The following is a 17,030-nucleotide window of genomic DNA, read 5'->3' as shown; positions in this document are numbered from 1 at the left end:
CGCTCGCCCAGCCTGGCCAGCAGCAGCGCGTCGGCGCTGCCAACAGGGCGGGGCAGGTGAAAGCGTTTACCGGGGGTGAGCTTGGGCAGTTGCATGGATTTTCACAGACAAACGCAGGCAGCGACGCGCAGGAGCGGGCTGGGTGCAAAAAATGGGGACAGATTGAATGCGGACGAGTCCGGCCATCGAAGGCAGGGCTCACAGCCCAATCAGCGCGGAGCTGAGGGTTGGCGGCGCATTCACTCAAAATGGGGACACCTCAAGGCGATGCAAGCCCAAAGCAGGTCGTCGATGGGTTTCGCGGGCTTTCGGATGGAATGCTGATTCTAAAATACTGTGCATGACAGATCGGTTTTTCTCGCCGGAGTCCATCACGGACGACCAGGCAAGCGCTTCGGCGGCGTCGCCAGCCACTGAACCCCGCTGCTGGGGGCTGGTTCCCTGCGCGGGCGTCGGTCTGCGCGCCATTGCCGCAGATTCCCCGGCCCCCGAGCTGCCCAAGCAATACCAGAACGTTGCGGGCCAGCCCATGGTCATGCACACGCTGTCCGCCCTGTTGGCGGTGGAGCGCATGCACCGGGTTCTGCTGGTGGTCTCTGATTCCGATGGGTTCTGGCAGGGGCGCGCCATGGACACCCGGCTCGGCATTGCTGCCTGTGGCGGAGCCACCCGTGCCCAGACCGTGAGCAACGGCCTGCAGGAGTTGCTGCGCATGGGGGCCAGCGGCGAGGACTGGGTGCTGGTGCATGATGCGGCGCGCTGCCTGGTCACGCCGGCCCAGATCGATGCCTTGATCGATGCCTGCCTGCCCGATGCGGTGGGAGGGCTGCTGGCGCTGAAGCTGCCCGACACCCTCAAGCAGCAGTCCGCCGACGCGGGTCCGGCGCGCGTGGCCCAGACGGTGGAGCGCAGCGACAAATGGCTGGCTCAGACGCCGCAGATGTTCCGTATCGCGGCCTTGCTGGCGGCGCTGCAGGCGGCGGGTGCTGCGGTTACCGACGAAGCCAGCGCCATGGAGCTGGCCGGTCACTCACCGAGACTGGTGCCGGGTGGTGCGCAGAACTTCAAGGTGACATATCCCGACGACTTCGCGCTGGCCGAGGCCGTGCTGCTGCAGCGCAAGGCGCGTGGCTAGACGGTTTGGCATCGGCAGGGCTCGCGCGTACCGGAGCGCACGGTGGGCATCGCCATCGGCAGAATGCCGTGCCCGACCCGGAACGGCACAGATAGTATTTAATTTGATAGCGCCTTGTAATTTATGGGCAAGGGTTTGACAAGGATTTTTATGAATTTTCGTATTGGTGAAGGCTGGGATGTGCATGCCCTGGTTCCAGGGCGCAAGCTGATTCTCGGCGGTGTCGAAGTGCCTCATACCCTGGGGCTGCTCGGCCACTCTGATGCCGACGTGCTGCTGCACGCGATCACCGATGCGCTGTTCGGCGCTGCGGCGCTGGGCGATATCGGCCGCCATTTCTCGGATACCGACGCGCAGTTCAAGGGGGCGGACTCCGCCGTGCTGCTGGCCGAAGCGGCACGGCGCGTGCGCGCCAAGGGCTTCGAGATCGGCAATATCGACAGCACCATCGTGGCCCAGGCACCCAAGCTGGCACCCCATATCGAGAAAATGCGCGAGCGCATTGCCCAGGTGCTGGGCCTGGATGTGGAGCAGGTCAACGTCAAGGCCAAGACGGCCGAGAAGCTGGGGCCCGTGGGCCAGCAGCAGGCCATGGAGGCCCGTGCAGTGGCCTTGCTGGTTCGGGCTGGCTGACCCTGCTTGGCAGCATGGCCGCGGCGAATGCCGCTCATGAATCGCCGTAGAGGGCTTGCACTTCGGCCCCGGTCAGGGTCGGGGTGTCATTGGCCAGCGCGTAATAGTCGGGCTTTTCGTCGATATAGATCTGCTGCGCCAGTTTCAGGTCCCGGGCGTCCTGGAACAGTCCGGCGGACAGAAAATGCTCGTTGCTGGCCAGCAGGCGGTAGAAGAGGTGGGTGCCGCAACTGCTGCAAAAAACCCGCTCGGCCCAGGGCGAGGATGCATAGCGCGTGACCGGGCCGCTGGTCTGCACTGCCGTGCCGCCATGCAGGGTGAAGGCGGGGCCTTCTCCCCAGCGTCGGCACATGCTGCAGTGGCAGACATGAACTTCGTGGGTGTCGGGTGCGGTGACGAGAACGGCTTTGCACAAGCATCGGGCTTGCATGTTGAACTCTCCGGCAGATGGTTGAAAAGGCGATGCCGATTGTGCATGGAGGCGGGCCGATTCAATCTTCCCCAGCTTCCTCGTCTTTCTTGTCGCGTGGCAGATTGCGCTTGACCTGGGGACGCTGAAGGCGCTGCTCGGGTGCCGCACCGGCCGTCACGCCCATGGCGCGCTGCAGCTGCAGATGCGCGACCAGACCGCCGGTCGATGAGTTGGACAGGGCAAACATGCCGCCCATGCGCTGAACCGTCTTGTCCACGATGGACAGCCCCAGGCCCGCACCTGCGGCAGCCGTGCGCGCAGTGTCGCCGCGGAAGAAGGGCTGCGTCAGGCTGGCCAGCTGCTCGGCAGGCACGCCCTTACCATGGTCGCGGATGCGGATGACCACCCATTTCTCGCTTTCCTTGGCCACCACGTCCACCTCGGTCGTGTCGGTGGACGGGGTCTTGCCGTAGCGGCGTGCATTCTCAAAGAGATTGGAGATCACGCGTGCCAGCTCCACCTCGTCGGCCATGACATAGAGATCCTCCGGCACGTTCATGGTGATCTGCAGTTCGCGGTGGTCCTGCACGGCATAGACGCAGGAGGCGACCACGGCATGCAGGTCCACGGGGCTGAGCATGACGCGATGATCGGGGCGGGCGTAGTCCAGGAATTTGTCGATGGTGGCGTCCAGCTGCACGATGTCGGCCACCATGTGCTCGCGCGCCACATCGTCATAGACGCTCATCTCGGTCTCCAGGCGCAGCCGTGCCAGCGGCGTGCGCAGGTCGTGGGAGATGCCGGCCAGCATCACGGCGCGGTCCTGCTCCAGCTTGGCCAGCTTCTGCGCCATGCGGTTGAAGCCGATGTTGACCTCGCGGATTTCACTGGTCACGGCTTCCTCGTCGAGCTGGCTGGCGTCGAAGTCGCCCTCGCGCACGCGGTTGGCCGCATAAGACAGCTGCTTGAGCGGCCGGTTGATCAGGCGGGCAATGGCGGCTGCACCGATCAGCGACAGCAGGGCGGCGGTGATCAGCCAGATCAGCCAGGTCTGGCCGCTGGCGGGAGTGAAGCGCGACTGATCCATCAGCATCCAGTTGCGGTCGCCGTTGATGGTGAAGCCCACCCACAGGCCGGGCTCCCCGTTGACGCTGCGCGCCACCACGGTGCCGTAGCCCAGCCGCGTGGTCAGCTCCTCGGTCAGCTTCTGCCCCAGGGCGTTCTGTTCCAGCAGCTCGAAAGAATCTCCAGGCTCGCGGGGCAGAATGCGCACGCCTTCCTGGTCGGCCATGGTCTTGATCAGGGAGACACGGTTGATCGCGTCCGAATGCTCGAGTGCAGCGCGGCTCAGGTTGACCAGTGAGGCCACTTGCTTGGCCGTCTGCAGCGTGCGCGGCTCGAAATCCAGCGCCCGCAATGTCTGCAGCCAGGCCAGGATGCTTCCCACCAGCAGCAGGGCCAGCAGGCAGAAAGTGCGCCAGAACAGGTTCAGCCCCACAGGGGAGCGCGCCGTGCTGCGCCGCTCGTACTCCAGGGGTACGGGGCTGGTGGCGTCGGGCGGCGGATGGTGAAAAGCGCTCATGAACAGCAATGCGGAAACAACTGAACCCGAGGGTACGCCCAATATGGGGAACTCGGGTTACGGTTTGTCCAAAAAGTGTCTATCTGGTGGTGATTGTCGAAAGAGCTTGACTTACGGCCGGCATCCAAGCGCAACAAGCCGCGCAGGGGGCGGCTTGTTGCAATGGAGGCGGGCAGTATCAGTTCATGCCATCGGGTACGAACACATAGCCCACGCCCCAGACGGTCTGGATATAGCGTGGTGCGGCAGCGTCCTCTTCGATCAGCTTGCGCAGGCGCGAGACCTGCACGTCCAGGCTGCGGTCGAAGGGCTCGAACTCGCGGCCACGGGCCAGCAGGGCCAGCTTTTCTCGCGACAGCGGCTGGCGCGGGTGGCGCACCAAGGCCTTGAGCATGGCGAATTCGCCCGTGGTCAGCGGCAGCTCCTCGCCATTCTTCTGCAGCACGCGGGTGCCCAGGTCGAAGGTGAAGGGGCCGAAGGTGACCACTTCGTTGTCGCCCGAGGGCGCGCCCGGCGCTTCCTGAGGCGGGCGGCGACGCAGCACGGCATGGATGCGGGCCAGCAGCTCGCGCGGGTTGAAGGGCTTGCCCAGATAGTCGTCGGCACCTACTTCCAGACCCACGATGCGGTCCACGTCCTCGCCCTTGGCGGTCAGCATGATGATGGGCGTGCGGTCGTTGGCCGAGCGCAGGCGACGGCAGATGGACAGGCCGTCCTCGCCGGGCATCATCAGATCCAGCACGATCAGGTCGACAGTCTCGCGCAGCAGGATGCGGTTGAGCGCCTTGCCGTCCTCGGCAATCATGATCTCGAAGCCTTCCTGCGTCAGATAGCGGCGCAGCAGGTCGCGGATGCGTGCATCGTCATCCACCACGAGGATCTTGTCAGTACGGTTGTTCGTCGTTGCCATGATCGTCCTTGTCGATTTATTTGTAACTGGCCCATTGTTATCGCTAGATCCGAAAAATCCAGCAAAACAAGCCCAAGTCTTGCTACTTGTTACGATTGTTGCGTTTGTATATAGAACAATAAATGTTTCTTGAGGAACTTTTCACGAGTATTTTGCCCTATTGTTTCAGTGTTTGTTCTATTGGTGTGTCTAATGTTGGCTATTCGTACATAAAGTCACACTCTGGGCTGACAGACAGCACCGCAGCGACTTTGCGCAATGGTGAAATGCATATGTATCTGCATGGCCTGATTTACTTACAAGGTGAACCGCATGAATCAATTTTCCAAGTCTTCCTCTTCCTCTCGCACTGCGGCTGCCGCGCTCGCGCTGGCTGCGGCCTGTGCCGGTGGCAATGTCTGGGCGCAGGCCGCAGCGCGTGACGCGCAAAGACCTGCCAATGTGGTGCAGCTGTCGGCCGAGGGTACGGTGGGGGTCAAGCAGGACTGGATGACGGCGACGCTGTCTGCCACCAAGGATGGTCGCGATGCCGCTTCGGTGCAGTCCCAATTGCAGAAGATCGTGGAGTCCGCCATGACCATGCTGCGCCATGATGCGCAAGGCGGGCAGATGGAGCTGAGCACGGGCAATTTCTCTATCTCGCCGCGCTATGGCAACAACGGCAAAATCGAAGGCTGGCAGGGTCAGGCCGAAATCGTGCTGCAGGGGCGTGACTTTGTGCGCATCACCCAGGCGGCGGCCAAGGTGCAGGACATGACGCTGGCCGGCATGGGTTTCGGCCTCTCGCGCGAGGCGCGGGAGAAGGTGGAGGGCGAGGCGCAGGCCAAGGCCATCGAGAACTTCCGCCAGCGTGCAGCGGCCATCTCCAAGAGCTTCGGCTTTGCGGGCTACAGCCTGCGAGAGGTCAGTGTGAACAGCAACGGCGGCAGCGTGCGCCCCATGCCGCGCCCGCGCATGATGAGCATGGCCAAGGCCAGCTATTCCGACGCCGCACCCGTGCCCGTGGAGGCGGACCGCGCTGAGGTGACAGTCACTGTCGGCGGCTCGATTCAGATGCAGTGATCGAATCTGCGCCGGGTTCATTTGAAAAGGAGCAACCTGCGTTGCTCCTCTTTGATTTTCATCATGATTTAATGATGAATATGGCTTGAGGGAAGCGCCAGATGCTATCTAATTAGTAGAAGCATGGGCGCAGGCCTCTCGGTGGCTACTGAGCAGCCCAGCCGCCGTCCATATTCCATGCCACGCCGCGTACATTGTTGGCCGCAGCCGAGCAGAAGAAGACGGCCAGCTCGCCGAGCTCTTCGGGCGTGGTGAATTGCATCGACGGCTCTTTCTCGCCCAGCAACTTTCGGGTGGCGTCTTCATTGCTGATGTGCTGGGCGGCGGCCTTGGCATCCACCTGTTTCTGCACCAGTGGCGTCAGAACCCAGCCGGGGCAGATGGCGTTGCAGGTCACGCCGGTGGTGGCGTTTTCCAGCGCCGTCACCTTGGTCAGGCCGACGATGCCGTGCTTGGCGGCGACATAGGCCGATTTTTCGGCCGAGCCGACCAGACCGTGCACCGAAGCCACATTGATGATGCGGCCCCAGTTGGCCTGCTGCATGGCGGGCAGTGCCAGGCGCGTGGTGTGGAAGGCGCTGCTGAGATTGATGGCAAGGATGGCATCCCACTTCTCCACGGGGAAGTCCTGCACCTTGGCCACATGCTGGATGCCGGCGTTGTTGACCAGGATGTCGACGCGGCCGAACTCGGCGCTGGCGTACTTCATCATGGCCTCGATCTCGGCGGTCTTGCTCATGTCCGCGCCGTGGTAGCCGACCTGGATGCCGGCCGACTTGCCGGCATCCAGTACCTGATTGCGGGGTGTTTCGACATCGCCAAAGCCGTTGAGCACGATGTTGGCCCCCTGACGTGCGAGCGCGATGGCGATACCCAGGCCGATTCCGCTGGTCGATCCTGTCACGAGAGCGGTTTTGCCTTTCAACATGGACATACAAGGTCTCCGAATGAATTACGATGCGACACAGCCATTATCGGCCCCGGTCCTGAAAACACGTTCTCCATGAATCAACCTACGCTGAATTACGTATCGTGTCCCGGAGCCTCTGCAATGGCTCCCACCTGGGCCAGCGCTCAGCGCCGGGAGCAGCTTGGGGCTCAACCCGAGGGCACCCACCGCATGGCGTACTGGGAGTGGAACCGTACCGGCAATCCAAGACATCCTCATGTCATCGTCTGCGTGCATGGCCTTTCGCGCCAGGGGCGGGACTTTGATGTGCTGGCCGCCGAGCTCAGCCGCTTTGCCCGCGTGATCTGCCCCGATGTGGTGGGACGCGGCGAAAGCGACTGGCTGGCCGACCCCATGGGTTATCAGCTGCCGCTGTACGCGGCCGATATGTTGGCGCTGCTGGCCCGGTTGCATGCTCAGGCGCCGATTGAAACCCTGGACTGGGTCGGCACCAGCATGGGCGGCCTGATCGGCATGGGCATCGTGGGCCAGCCCGGTCTGCCGCTGCCGGTGCCGGTGCGACGGCTGGTGCTCAACGATGTCGGCCCTGCGATTGAGTGGGAGTCGCTGGAGCGCATTGGCTCCTATGTCGGAAAAAGCTTGCAATTTCCCAACTTCGAGAGCGCTGCCGCCGCCATGCGCTTGATTTCCGAGGGATTCGGCCCACATAGCGATGAGCAGTGGTGCCGGCTCTCGCAGGCCATGATCAAGCCAGATCCCCAAGGGGGCGTGGTGCTGCATTACGACCCCCGTATTGCGGTGCCCATGGCCCAGATGACGCGTGAGACCGCCCAGGCCGGTGAGGCCTTGCTCTGGCAGCTTTACGACCAGATCACGGCACAGGTCCTGCTTGTCAGAGGGGCCGAGTCCGATCTGCTTTCCAGACGTACCGCCCAAGCCATGACCGAGCGTGGCCCCAGAGCGCACTGCGCGGAACTGGAGGGCGTGGGACATGCTCCAACGCTGGTCGTGCCGGGACAAGTGGCTTTGATACAAAAGTTTTTACAAGGGGATAAGGGCCTGCCAGCGAGCATCAGTCTCGCGCAGCAGGCCCAAGAGGAAGCTGCATGAAGACCAGCGATACCGTAACCACCGTCTCTGACGCCGCACCCAAGCTCACGGAGCCCACGCCGCATCTGATAACCGCCACCTCCGAGGTTCTGCCCGATCAGGTCAATGCGCTGGCACGCGCCCGTGCCTTCGCAGAACCGCTGATCGCCGGCGAAGTCATGGAAACCGGCGAGAACACCCTGACCCACGCCGACGCCGTTGCCGCCATCCTCAAGAAGATTGGTGGCTCGGAAACCATGCAGGCAGCCATTTATCTGGTGCACGCCAGCGTACACCTGAACAAGCCGCAGGAAGTGATTGCCAAGGCGTTTGGCGATAATTTTGCGACCCTGGCGGTCGAGACCATCAAGCTCATCCGTGTGCAGCAGCAGGCCCGGGATGCCGAGTTGAGCAGCCAGCATGTCGATGGCGTGGCAACGCAGACCGAGAATGTGCGCAAGATGCTGCTGGGATTCTCGCGGGATCTGCGCGTGGTGCTGTTGCGCCTGGCGTCGCGCCTGCAGACGCTGCGCTACTATGCGGCCGAGAAGAGTCCGGTCTCGCCCAGTATCGCGCGCGAAGCGCTGTATGTGTTTGCGCCGCTGGCCAACCGTCTGGGCATCTGGCAGATCAAATGGGAGCTGGAAGATCTGGCCTTCCGGTTTCTGGAGCCCGACACCTACCGCCAGATCGCACGTCTGCTCGACGAAAAGCGGGTCGAGCGCGAAGCCTATATGGAGCAGATGCGCGCGCGCCTCGAGGCCGACTTGCGTGCGCACAGCATCAGCGCCTCCGTTCAGGGGCGTCCCAAGCACATCTACAGCATCGTCAAGAAGATGCGCGGCAAGTCGCTGAGCTTTGACCAGCTCTTCGATATCCGAGCCATGCGCGTCATCGTGCCCACGGTCAAGGACTGCTATGCCGCCCTGTCCTGGGTGCATGAGCAGTTCACGCCCCTGGAAAAGGAGTTTGACGACTATATCGCCAAACCCAAGCCCAACGGCTATCAGTCGCTGCACACTGTGGTGCGCGATGAAACCGGTCGCACCATCGAGATCCAGATCCGTACCCAGGCCATGCATGATCATGCCGAACATGGCGTGGCCGCGCACTGGGCCTACAAGGAGGCTGGCACCAAGGGCTATGCGGGCGTGTCGGCCTCCAGCGAATATGACGCCAAGATTGCCGTGCTGCGTCAGTTGCTGGCATGGGGCAGCGATCTGACGGGATCGGCTCAGCGTGGACTGTTCGAGGATCGCATCTATGTGCTGACGCCCGATGCGGCAGTGATCGAGTTGCCGCAGGGAGCCACGCCGGTGGACTTTGCCTACTCGGTGCACACCAGCCTGGGCCATCGATGCCGTGGTGCGCGTGTGGACGGAGCCATGGTGCCGCTGAACACGCCGCTGGAAAGCGGCCAGACGGTGGAGATCAACACGGCCAAGGAGGACCGCCCCTCCCGCGACTGGCTCAATGCCGAGCTCGGTTACCTGGTCAGCAACCGGGCCAAGGCCAAGGTGCGGGCCTGGTTCAATGCCCAGGCCACGCATGAAACCGTGTCGCGCGGGCGCGAGGCCGTCGAAAAGCTGCTGCAGCGTGAGGGCAAGACGGCGGTCAAGCTCGAGGAGCTGGCGGCACAATTGGGCTTCAAGTCTGCCGATGCGCTGTTTGAGGTCGTAGGCAAGGACGAGTATTCGCTGCGCAATATCGAAGTCGTGCTGCGACCCAGCGAAGAGCCATCCGAGGAAGATGCGTTCAGCCCGGTGCGCAAGGCACGTGGTCATGACTCCTCGCGGGGGGGCGTGCTGGTGGTGGGCGTCGATTCGCTCATGACGCAGCTGGCCAAATGCTGCAAGCCCGCTCCGCCGGACGAGATCGGCGGCTTTGTGACACGTGGCAAGGGCGTGAGCGTGCACCGCTGCGATTGCTCGAATTTCCGCGAGATGAAGGCCAAGAGCCCCGAGCGCGTCATCGAGGTCGACTGGGGCACTCCCAAGCATGTGGAAAAGGGCGGACCGGTGTATCCCGTGGACGTCGCAGTGGAGGCGGCCGACCGCCAGGGCTTGCTGCGTGACATCTCGGACGTGTTTGCACGCGAGAAAACCAATGTCATCGGTGTGCAGACCCAGTCCGTCAAGGGAACGGCATGGATGACCTTCACCGTGGAAGTGGCGGACTCTGGGCGTCTCAACAAGGTGCTCGGCATCGTCGCCGGTGTCTCCGGCGTTCGCTCGGCCAGAAGGCGCTGACATCAGTTCCGATTGCAGCTGTCGGTGCGTGATGACAAGAAAATGTTAGCTCTCAAAAAATGAGTGGGAAACCCGTGCTACAATTGCTTCATCGAACAGAACAACAGGCGCGTAGCTCAGCTGGTTAGAGCACCACCTTGACATGGTGGGGGTCGTTGGTTCGAGTCCAATCGCGCCTACCAACGTGCAGACAAAACCAGAGTCTGCAGCAAAAACATCCCGCTCCATGCGGGATTTTTTGTTTTTGGGGTTCGAGCGCTTGTGTCGTATCGACTGGTCATCGGTGTTTCTGAGGCTGCTCTTTTGCGCGAAAAGGTTTGTATCTGCCTGACAGAGACCTTATCTGCACATCCGCGTCACAGTGTCTCCTGCCTGACCTCATCAACTGCTGCGTGATCCGAGGCGCTCGCCGAGAGGCCCCAGACCCACGCCCGGCAGCAGCGGAAAGCGCTGCTTGTCTGCTTCAGGCCGGCCGCAGAACTCCAGAGGCGGCTGGCTGAAATATCGACGGAACGTCAGTGACGAGGCCGGTGGCCGCATCTGCGGCAATGCCTGCAGATCAAACGCTGTGGCTGCAGGCCGCTCGGACTGCTCAGGCACTGCTACCAGGTATGCGCATAGCTGATTCGAATGACGGTGCCAGCTGCAGGAAGGCGGCTGGTGTTGTTGTTGCTGCGCAGCAGCTGGCTGTACAGCGGGAAATAGTGGCGGTTGAACAAGTTTTCCACGCCCAGTGAGACGCGGTTCCTCGGGTCGATCTTCCATTGGCTGATCAGGTCCACCGTGGTGTAGCCCTTGGTGTCGTAGCGGCCGAAGCTGGTCCTGCCGTCCAGGCGGTAATCCTTGGAAGCATAGGAAGTCGCCTGGACTCGATGGCTCCAGCGGGCGCTGGGGCGATATTCCAGATAGGCAGTCAGCTTCAGAGGTGGAATGCGATAGCCCGTCATGCTTTGATAAAGGCCCGAGCCCTGTGGCAGCTCGCGTCCTTTCATCCAGGTCAGGCTGCCGCCGCCGAGCCAGCGGTCATCGTCGCTGAAATAGTCCAGGCTGGCTTCGAGTCCGTGGATTTTTTCCTTCGTTCGCAGGAGGGTGAGCCCGTTGTTGAAGCTCTGCACGGCACCGAGGTCGGACCGTGATTGGAAGGCCCCGAGGCTGGCGATGACGTTCGAGAATTTCCCGCGCCAGCCGATGTCCACAGTATTGGTCTTGACGGCCTGCAGATTGGAGTTGCCGATATCGAAGCCTGCCGTGGCATTGCGCACCACGACCCCGATATCGGGCAGCTCGAAGCCCTGGCTGTATGAGGCATAGAGCTCGTGTCCTTTGGTGGGCGCGAAAACCGTGCCCAGGTTATAGGTCCACGAACCATATTTGACGGTGCCGCCCGCCACCGACTGGGGATTGGGCAACTTCGATTGCGACAAGGGGGTGAAGTCGCTGAAGCTGGCATGGGCGCGGTCGTAGCGGGCGCCGCCTTCCAGCGACCATTGGTCGGTGAATTTGTGCTGCAGCTGCGCAAAGGCTCCGATGCTGCGCGTGGTGACCGGCGGCATGTAGGTCAGGCGTCCGATCTTGTGGAACACCAGGCCTTTGCTGGCGTCGTAGGCTTGGGGGTCAAAGATATCGATCGGCATGTCGGTGCGCTCGTGATGGAAGTCCGCACCCCAGATCAGCAGGGAATTTTTCTCCTGTCCCAGCGGCGTCTTGATGGTCAGGCGTCCGCCGAAGACATCGGAGTTCTGCATCGATTGATCGACGTTGGCACCCCGGACCGCGACGGCTCGGGCGTCGAAGGGTGCAAAGCGCGTGTAGAAATCCCGGTAGTAGAGCTGAGCCGCGAGGGTGCTGCCTGCGAGATCGCGGTTCTCGTAGTCAAGTCCCAGCATGGTGTTCCTGATCTGGTTCTGATCCGCAAGCACCAGGCCCTTGACCGGCCTGGCGGCAGCGCTGCCTGCGGGCAGGCGAGCCACCGAGGGGTCGGACGCATAGTCCGTGTTCTGGCTGGCGTTGTAGTGGCTGGCGGAAAGCTGCAGCCGTTGGTTTGCATCCAGCTTGAAGCCTATCTTGGCCGATGCGTTGTAGATGCCGGAGTCGAACAAGTCTCCCTGGCTGGGCTCGGGGGCGATACGGTTTCCCTTGGCGTCGAATGAGCCGCCAAGATGCTTGGCACCTAGGCTGACCGAATAGTCGACGACCTCGCCACCGCCCGACAGGTAATGCTGGACTTCGGCACCGAGCCCTGCACCCTTGGGCCTGAACAGCGGCGACGATCCGGTCACCACCGTCTCGGCCCTGGTCTCGCCCGACGGGCGCTTGGTGCGCACGGAGACGATACCGCCTGCCGCCCCGCTGCCGTAGATGGCACTGCTGCCTCGCAGCACCTCGATCTGTTCGATGTCGGCAGGATTGATGTTGGCGAGGTTTCTCGAGGAGTCGCGGTTGGTGTTCAGCGGAATGCCGTCGACCAGGATCAGCATGTTCCGGCCGCGCAGCGTCTGTCCATAGTCCGTGATGGTGTGGCTGGAGTCCGCCATGCCCGGAACCACCTTGCTGAGCACGGTCGCGAGGCTGTCCGAGCCCTGTCTGAGCTGCTGTACCTCTTCGCCTTCGAGAAGACTGATCTGCCGAGCAGGGGCCACGAGATTGTTCTGGGTGCGAGCCGTCACCGTCACGGCTGCGAGTTCCGGTGCACCGGATGTGTCCGCAGATGCGGAGATATCGGCCTGAAGATTGGAAGCAGCAGCCGCTGCCTTGGCAGCCGGTGCGGCTTCCAGTGCGTAGTTGCCCGTGCCCACCCGGCGGACATGCAGTCCCGCTGCGCTTTCCAGCAAGCGCTCAAAGCCGCCCTCGATGGTGTGGTAACCCGACAGACCGGGGGTCCGCAGATTCTTGAGCGCGTTCAGGTCAAGGTTGAGGTTGACGCCTGCCTCAGTGGCAAACTCCATCAGTGCGGGACCGAGCGGACCCGCAGGGATCCGATAGGTCTGCTCTGCGGTGCGGGCTACCGGCTCTGCGGCGTGGGCCGCAGGCGTGTACAGGCCCAGTGTCGCGGTACCCAGGGCAGCGGCCAGTGCGCCATTGACGGCGAGGGTGACCGTGTGTGCCGGCTTGGCAGGGGAATGTGTGTCGGAGTTCGGTGAGCGCTTTGCAGGCATGGTTGTCAGTCCTCGTTGGCTATCAATGAATGGGTCTTGATGTGCTTGACAGGCGAGAATGAAAAACCGGACAGCAATGGACAAAAATGGTGAGTCGGGCTGGGTTTCGGCATGCCGGCGTGGGGCCGGGGTGCTTCAGGAGCGAGTGAGCGTCACCCAGTAGCGCGTGCGCTCCTGCGCGCGTACCGGGAGGGTCTGTGTCAGCAACTGCAGAATGCGATCGGTGTCGCGAAGCTGGAATACCCCTGAAACGCGCAGCTCGGCCACTTCGGGGTCGCATCGCAGCACGCCCTGGCGGTAGCGTTGCAACTCTGCCAGGAAGTCGACCAGACGCATGCTGTGCGCATGCAGCACGCCTCGGACCCAGGCGTCGGCCTGGGGCGGCAGCGGGGTGGCCGAGCCTGTCTGGAAGGCATCGAAGCTCACTTGTTCGCCGGCCTGTACGACCAGTGTCTGCGTGGCCTGGCTGGGCATCACCTGAACCGCTCCTTGCAGTACTGACAGCGCCGTGCTTTGCGCATGCTTGCGCACGATGAATCTGGTGCCCAGGGCCCTTAGCTCGCCGTCGCCGGTCTCGACGATGAACGGCAAGGACTGATAGCGGCTTGCATGAGAGGTCTGCACGAGAATCTCGCCAGCAAGATGGCGCACCCGCCGCGCCGCACTGTCGAAGCGGGCGCTGATGGCCGAGGCGGTGTTCAGCAGCACTTGGCTGGAGTCGGCCAGCATCACCTCGCGTGTTTCGCCGGTGGCCGTTCTGAAGTCCGCATTCCAGATCTGCCAAGGCAGCTGACGATAGGAGAACCAGCCCAGCATGGGCGTCGCCAAGGCAAGCGCTGTGGTACGCAGCATGCGCCGGCGATGGTTGTCCGCCCGCGCACGATCCAGTACGGCCATGCCGACTTTGGCAGGTACGCCGTCCATGCGGAACTTCAGCTGTTCCATGTGTTGCCAGATTTCCTCGTGATCGGCACTGCGCTTGCGCCATCGGAGGAGCTCGGCCAGCTCGGCTTCGCTGAAGTCGGGTGCATACTGGCGAGCCATCCAGAGCGCGGCTTCATCGAGCAGGCGGGCATTTGCAATGCGCATGTCAGGCATCCAGCATCACGCGCAGGCATTGCCGAAAGCCCTGCGCCATATAACGCGTGACCGTGCGGACACTCAGCTGCATCTGCGCTGCAATCTCGTCGTAGGACAGCCCTTCGAGCTGGGAAAGCAGAAATGTCCTGCGCACTTGGGCCGGGAGTTCGGCGAGCAATCGATCCAGCTCCTCCAGCGTCTCCAGCAGGATGGCGCGAGCCTCGGCAGACAGTGCCGTCTCCTCGGGCAGCAGATGCAGCGAGGCCAGATAGGCCTGCTCCAGCGACCTGCGCTCCAGGTGGTTGATCATCAGGCGTCTCGCGACGGTGGTGAGATAGGCTCTCGGCTCCCGGATGTCCTCGATGGGCTGCGATCTTGCGGTTGCCCAGATGCGTGTGAAAGTGTCCTGCGCGAGGTCCGCCGCATCATGGCGGTCACCCAGTTTGCGCTGCAGCCAGCCGGTCAGCCAGCGGTTGTGCAGTGTGTACATGCTGCCAAGTGCGTCACTGGCGATGCTGTTGGCTGGGGATGACACGGAGAGTCTTCTGGTGATTGGGAATCCCCGGATTCTACACAAATGATACCTATTCTCATTCGTTGGCGTGGTTCTTGCTGCATGCATGCCCCGGCACGAGCGCAGGGTCGGGACCGGAGCCTGCGAATCCCCCCGCAGACAAGGAGTGGTCCATCGAAACTGCCTGACCCCTGTTGCGGCGCTGCTGCGCAGGCGCAAGACTCCGCAGAGAAAGAGCTGGGCACGTAGGGCGGTTGGAAACGCTGGCGCGAGATCACTCCAGCTCATCGGACTTGGCGATCTGCGTTTTCAAGGTTGCTATGAATTGGGTCTCGGCAGCTTGCCGATCTGCTCCGCGTCGCAGTGCGACATACATGTTCAGGTGAACGGCAGGTTCGGTCAGCATCGCAATCTTCAAGCCTTGCTGACGGCATTCTTCCGTCATGAAGGACGGTATGACGGCGTTGCCCAGCCCCGCTTTCACCATGGCAATCATGGTGCCCAGAAAATTCATCTCTGCCCGCTCCTGCTGGCTGGTCTTGGCGTTCGGCAGATGCTTGTCAATCAGCGCCTGAATCGGGTTGGAGATCGGCAGCGCAATCATGGGCAGGCCGTCCAGAGATTTCCAGTTGCGGGTCTGGATCGCCGGGTTGCGACGCCTCTCGCCGGGACCGATGCTCATGAGCCGGAAACTGCACACGGATTCTCTGAGCAGGCCGGCGGCAGGCTTCACAAAAAAGGCAATCCCCATGTTGGCATGTCCTTCGAGCACCGCTTGCCGAACCGAGTCCAGGCTCCCGTCCATGACCTGGATTCGCACCTCGGGGTGCCTGCGTGCAAACTCAGCCACCACCTTCGGTAGCAGACAGGTGGCAATCACAGGCGTTGCGGCGATGGTCAGGGTCGAGCGAGCCGCCGAGGAGCTGCCCTGCAGGGCCACACCCAGTTGCCGCAGTTCCGCCACGACCCTTTCGGCATGGGGTTGCAGCAGCCGGCCAGCGTCCGTCAATGTCACTGCACGTGTGGTGCGCTCGAACAGTCGGACTCCGAGCTGGCGCTCCAGTTCCTTGACCAGCATGCTGACCCCCGACGGCGACAGATGAATGCGCTCAGCCGCTGCCGCAAAGCTGCCGCACCGGCATATCTCGAGAAACGCCTGCAGTTGACGGCTTCCCACATTAATCAGCTTTGATGATGAATTCACCAGAAATTCCCGTTTGATTCAGATCAATGAACGCAGTGCAATTGCAGCACAGAAAACAAGGAGACATCATGCACACCTCTTGGGAAGGACGGCCGGCCTTCAGCCGCCGCAAAGCACTTCTTGCCCTGGCAGCCGCTGCCGCCACGGGTTCACCCGGACGTTCGGCATTCGCGAATACGCAAGCTCCCGTGCGGCTGGTTGTGCCGTTCACGCCAGGCACAGGCATCGATCTGATTGCCCGGGTCATCGGTCCCAAGCTCTCGGAGCGCTTTCAGCGCCCCTTCATCGTGGACAACAAGCCAGGGGCCTCGGGCAATATCGGTACCCTGGAGGTAGTCCGGTCCACTCCCGACGGCGCGACTTTGCTTGTTACCGTGAATACGTTGGTGATGAATACCGAGCTCTACCCCAAGATGGGCTATAGCCCGGTTCGCGATCTCAGCGCCATCAGCCAGACCAGCGTAGGTCAATTGGTGCTTGTCACGGGCTCTCAATCCAGGATCACGGATCTGAAGGAACTCATCGGCTATGCACAGAAAAATCCTGGCGTTCTGAACTATGGCTCGCCCGGTGCGGGAACCCCTCACCACCTGGCAACAGAGCTGCTCAAGAGCAAAGCCAGGATATCGCTCACACATGTCAGCTATCGCGGCACGGCCCCGGCCTTGACGGACTTGCTGGGTGGGCAGATTGATCTGATGTTTCTCCCTATCCACGTTGCTTTGCAGCACATCAAGGCAGGCAAGCTCCGTGCGCTTGCGATCAGTTCAGACACGCCATCCCCGCTCTTGCCTCAGGTGCCCTCGCTGAGGAGTCTGAACCTGGGCGATATGAACGTGGACATGTGGTATGGCCTGCTGGGTCCCAAGGGTCTGCCCCCAGAGTTTGTGCGCAGCATCAACGAAGCCCTGAAGGGCATTCTTGCTCAGCCTGAAGTTGCCAAAGCATTCGAGTCCCAGGGCATGACGCCCCAACACAGCACTCCCCAAGCCTTTCAGGCCTTGATCGAAGCCGATGCCAGGCGCTGGGGCAATCTCATCAAGACCCAAGGCATTACTGCCGAATAAGCCAGCCATAACAAGAAGATCAAATGAA

General features: G+C 62.2%; 14 protein-coding genes and 1 tRNA gene. 7 read left to right on the top strand and 8 right to left on the bottom strand.

All coding sequences use genetic code 11. The annotated features are described in order from the left end of the window. Positions 1 to 370: 370 nt before the first annotated feature. Positions 371 to 1,135 carry a 2-C-methyl-D-erythritol 4-phosphate cytidylyltransferase gene (gene ispD, locus E2583_RS01770; RefSeq protein WP_291592621.1) on the top strand — a complete coding sequence of 255 codons (765 nt, stop codon included), beginning with the start codon at positions 371 to 373 and terminating at the stop codon, positions 1,133 to 1,135. Positions 1,136 to 1,285: 150 nt separating this feature from the next. Beyond that, positions 1,286 to 1,768 (top strand): 2-C-methyl-D-erythritol 2,4-cyclodiphosphate synthase, encoded by a 483-nt coding sequence (gene ispF / locus E2583_RS01765; RefSeq protein WP_291592608.1) that lies wholly within the window; start codon positions 1,286 to 1,288, stop codon positions 1,766 to 1,768. Between the two features lie 34 nt (positions 1,769 to 1,802). Here ispF and E2583_RS01760 read toward each other — a convergent pair whose 3' ends face one another. The 3 genes from E2583_RS01760 to ompR all read right to left on the bottom strand — a co-directional run bounded on the left by E2583_RS01760 (position 1,803) and on the right by ompR (position 4,672). Beyond that, positions 1,803 to 2,198, bottom strand: a complete 396-nt coding sequence (locus E2583_RS01760) for a GFA family protein (protein WP_291592607.1) — start codon at positions 2,196 to 2,198, stop codon at positions 1,803 to 1,805. Between the two features lie 61 nt (positions 2,199 to 2,259). After that, positions 2,260 to 3,762: a sensor histidine kinase gene (locus E2583_RS01755; protein WP_291592606.1), complete on the bottom strand. Its 1,503-nt coding sequence runs from the start codon at positions 3,760 to 3,762 to the stop codon at positions 2,260 to 2,262. Positions 3,763 to 3,940: 178 nt separating this feature from the next. After that, positions 3,941 to 4,672, bottom strand: coding sequence for a two-component system response regulator OmpR (ompR, locus tag E2583_RS01750; RefSeq protein WP_003055820.1), 732 nt, complete (start codon positions 4,670 to 4,672; stop codon positions 3,941 to 3,943). A 312-nt stretch (positions 4,673 to 4,984) separates the two neighbouring features. Between ompR and E2583_RS01745 the strand changes: the two genes are divergently transcribed. Further along, a complete protein-coding gene (locus E2583_RS01745; protein WP_291592597.1) occupies positions 4,985 to 5,734 on the top strand; it encodes an SIMPL domain-containing protein in 750 nt (249 codons plus the stop codon). Positions 5,735 to 5,879: 145 nt separating this feature from the next. Here E2583_RS01745 and E2583_RS01740 read toward each other — a convergent pair whose 3' ends face one another. Continuing rightward, positions 5,880 to 6,662: a 3-hydroxybutyrate dehydrogenase gene (locus tag E2583_RS01740; RefSeq protein WP_291592619.1), complete on the bottom strand. Its 783-nt coding sequence runs from the start codon at positions 6,660 to 6,662 to the stop codon at positions 5,880 to 5,882. A 75-nt stretch (positions 6,663 to 6,737) separates the two neighbouring features. On the opposite strand from E2583_RS01740, the gene E2583_RS01735 reads away from it, so the two are divergent. The 3 genes from E2583_RS01735 to E2583_RS01725 all read left to right on the top strand — a co-directional run bounded on the left by E2583_RS01735 (position 6,738) and on the right by E2583_RS01725 (position 10,164). Then, a complete protein-coding gene (locus tag E2583_RS01735; RefSeq protein WP_291592595.1) occupies positions 6,738 to 7,754 on the top strand; it encodes an alpha/beta hydrolase in 1,017 nt (338 codons plus the stop codon). Next, positions 7,751 to 9,982, top strand: a complete 2,232-nt coding sequence (locus E2583_RS01730; RefSeq protein ID WP_291592593.1) for a bifunctional (p)ppGpp synthetase/guanosine-3',5'-bis(diphosphate) 3'-pyrophosphohydrolase — start codon at positions 7,751 to 7,753, stop codon at positions 9,980 to 9,982. Before E2583_RS01735 ends, E2583_RS01730 begins: the two co-directional genes overlap by 4 nt. 105 nt (positions 9,983 to 10,087) lie before the next feature. Beyond that, positions 10,088 to 10,164: transfer RNA gene (locus tag E2583_RS01725), tRNA-Val, on the top strand. Positions 10,165 to 10,584: 420 nt separating this feature from the next. Here the strand turns inward: E2583_RS01725 and E2583_RS01720 are convergent. The 4 genes from E2583_RS01720 to E2583_RS01705 form a co-directional block, all read right to left on the bottom strand. Next, a complete protein-coding gene (locus E2583_RS01720) occupies positions 10,585 to 13,137 on the bottom strand; it encodes a TonB-dependent siderophore receptor (protein WP_291592591.1) in 2,553 nt (850 codons plus the stop codon). Positions 13,138 to 13,272: 135 nt separating this feature from the next. Continuing rightward, the gene (locus tag E2583_RS01715) at positions 13,273 to 14,226 is read right to left on the bottom strand and encodes a FecR domain-containing protein (protein ID WP_291592589.1); all 954 of its coding nucleotides are present in this window, start codon (positions 14,224 to 14,226) and stop codon (positions 13,273 to 13,275) included. 1 nt (position 14,227) lies between these two features. After that, positions 14,228 to 14,707: a sigma-70 family RNA polymerase sigma factor gene (locus tag E2583_RS01710; RefSeq protein WP_291592617.1), complete on the bottom strand. Its 480-nt coding sequence runs from the start codon at positions 14,705 to 14,707 to the stop codon at positions 14,228 to 14,230. A 298-nt stretch (positions 14,708 to 15,005) separates the two neighbouring features. Further along, entirely contained in the window at positions 15,006 to 15,914 is a 909-nt protein-coding gene (locus E2583_RS01705) for a LysR family transcriptional regulator (protein ID WP_309467466.1), read from the bottom strand. Positions 15,915 to 16,003: 89 nt separating this feature from the next. Between E2583_RS01705 and E2583_RS01700 the strand changes: the two genes are divergently transcribed. After that, positions 16,004 to 17,002, top strand: a complete 999-nt coding sequence (locus E2583_RS01700; RefSeq protein ID WP_291592587.1) for a tripartite tricarboxylate transporter substrate binding protein — start codon at positions 16,004 to 16,006, stop codon at positions 17,000 to 17,002. The last annotated feature ends 28 nt before the right edge of the window (positions 17,003 to 17,030 follow it).

The sequence above is a fragment of the Comamonas sp. genome (genome assembly GCF_009360615.1).
Lineage (GTDB): Bacteria > Pseudomonadota > Gammaproteobacteria > Burkholderiales > Burkholderiaceae_C > Comamonas.
The sequence above is the reverse complement of the archived record's forward strand: the minus strand, read 5'-3'. Positions and strand labels throughout refer to the sequence as shown.

Bases quoted from the DNA above. Each gene is read 5' to 3' on its own strand.
- ispF (WP_291592608.1), top strand. From the start codon at position 1,286: ATGAATTTTCGTATTGGTGAAGGCTGGGATGTGCATGCCCTGGTTCCA.
- E2583_RS01760 (WP_291592607.1), bottom strand. From the start codon at position 2,198: ATGCAAGCCCGATGCTTGTGCAAAGCCGTTCTCGTCACCGCACCCGAC.
- E2583_RS01755 (WP_291592606.1), bottom strand. From the start codon at position 3,762: ATGAGCGCTTTTCACCATCCGCCGCCCGACGCCACCAGCCCCGTACCC.
- ompR (WP_003055820.1), bottom strand. From the start codon at position 4,672: ATGGCAACGACGAACAACCGTACTGACAAGATCCTCGTGGTGGATGAC.
- E2583_RS01745 (WP_291592597.1), top strand. From the start codon at position 4,985: ATGAATCAATTTTCCAAGTCTTCCTCTTCCTCTCGCACTGCGGCTGCC.
- E2583_RS01740 (WP_291592619.1), bottom strand. From the start codon at position 6,662: ATGTTGAAAGGCAAAACCGCTCTCGTGACAGGATCGACCAGCGGAATC.
- E2583_RS01735 (WP_291592595.1), top strand. From the start codon at position 6,738: ATGAATCAACCTACGCTGAATTACGTATCGTGTCCCGGAGCCTCTGCA.
- E2583_RS01730 (WP_291592593.1), top strand. From the start codon at position 7,751: ATGAAGACCAGCGATACCGTAACCACCGTCTCTGACGCCGCACCCAAG.
- E2583_RS01720 (WP_291592591.1), bottom strand. From the start codon at position 13,137: ATGCCTGCAAAGCGCTCACCGAACTCCGACACACATTCCCCTGCCAAG.
- E2583_RS01715 (WP_291592589.1), bottom strand. From the start codon at position 14,226: ATGCGCATTGCAAATGCCCGCCTGCTCGATGAAGCCGCGCTCTGGATG.
- E2583_RS01710 (WP_291592617.1), bottom strand. From the start codon at position 14,707: ATGTACACACTGCACAACCGCTGGCTGACCGGCTGGCTGCAGCGCAAA.
- E2583_RS01700 (WP_291592587.1), top strand. From the start codon at position 16,004: ATGCACACCTCTTGGGAAGGACGGCCGGCCTTCAGCCGCCGCAAAGCA.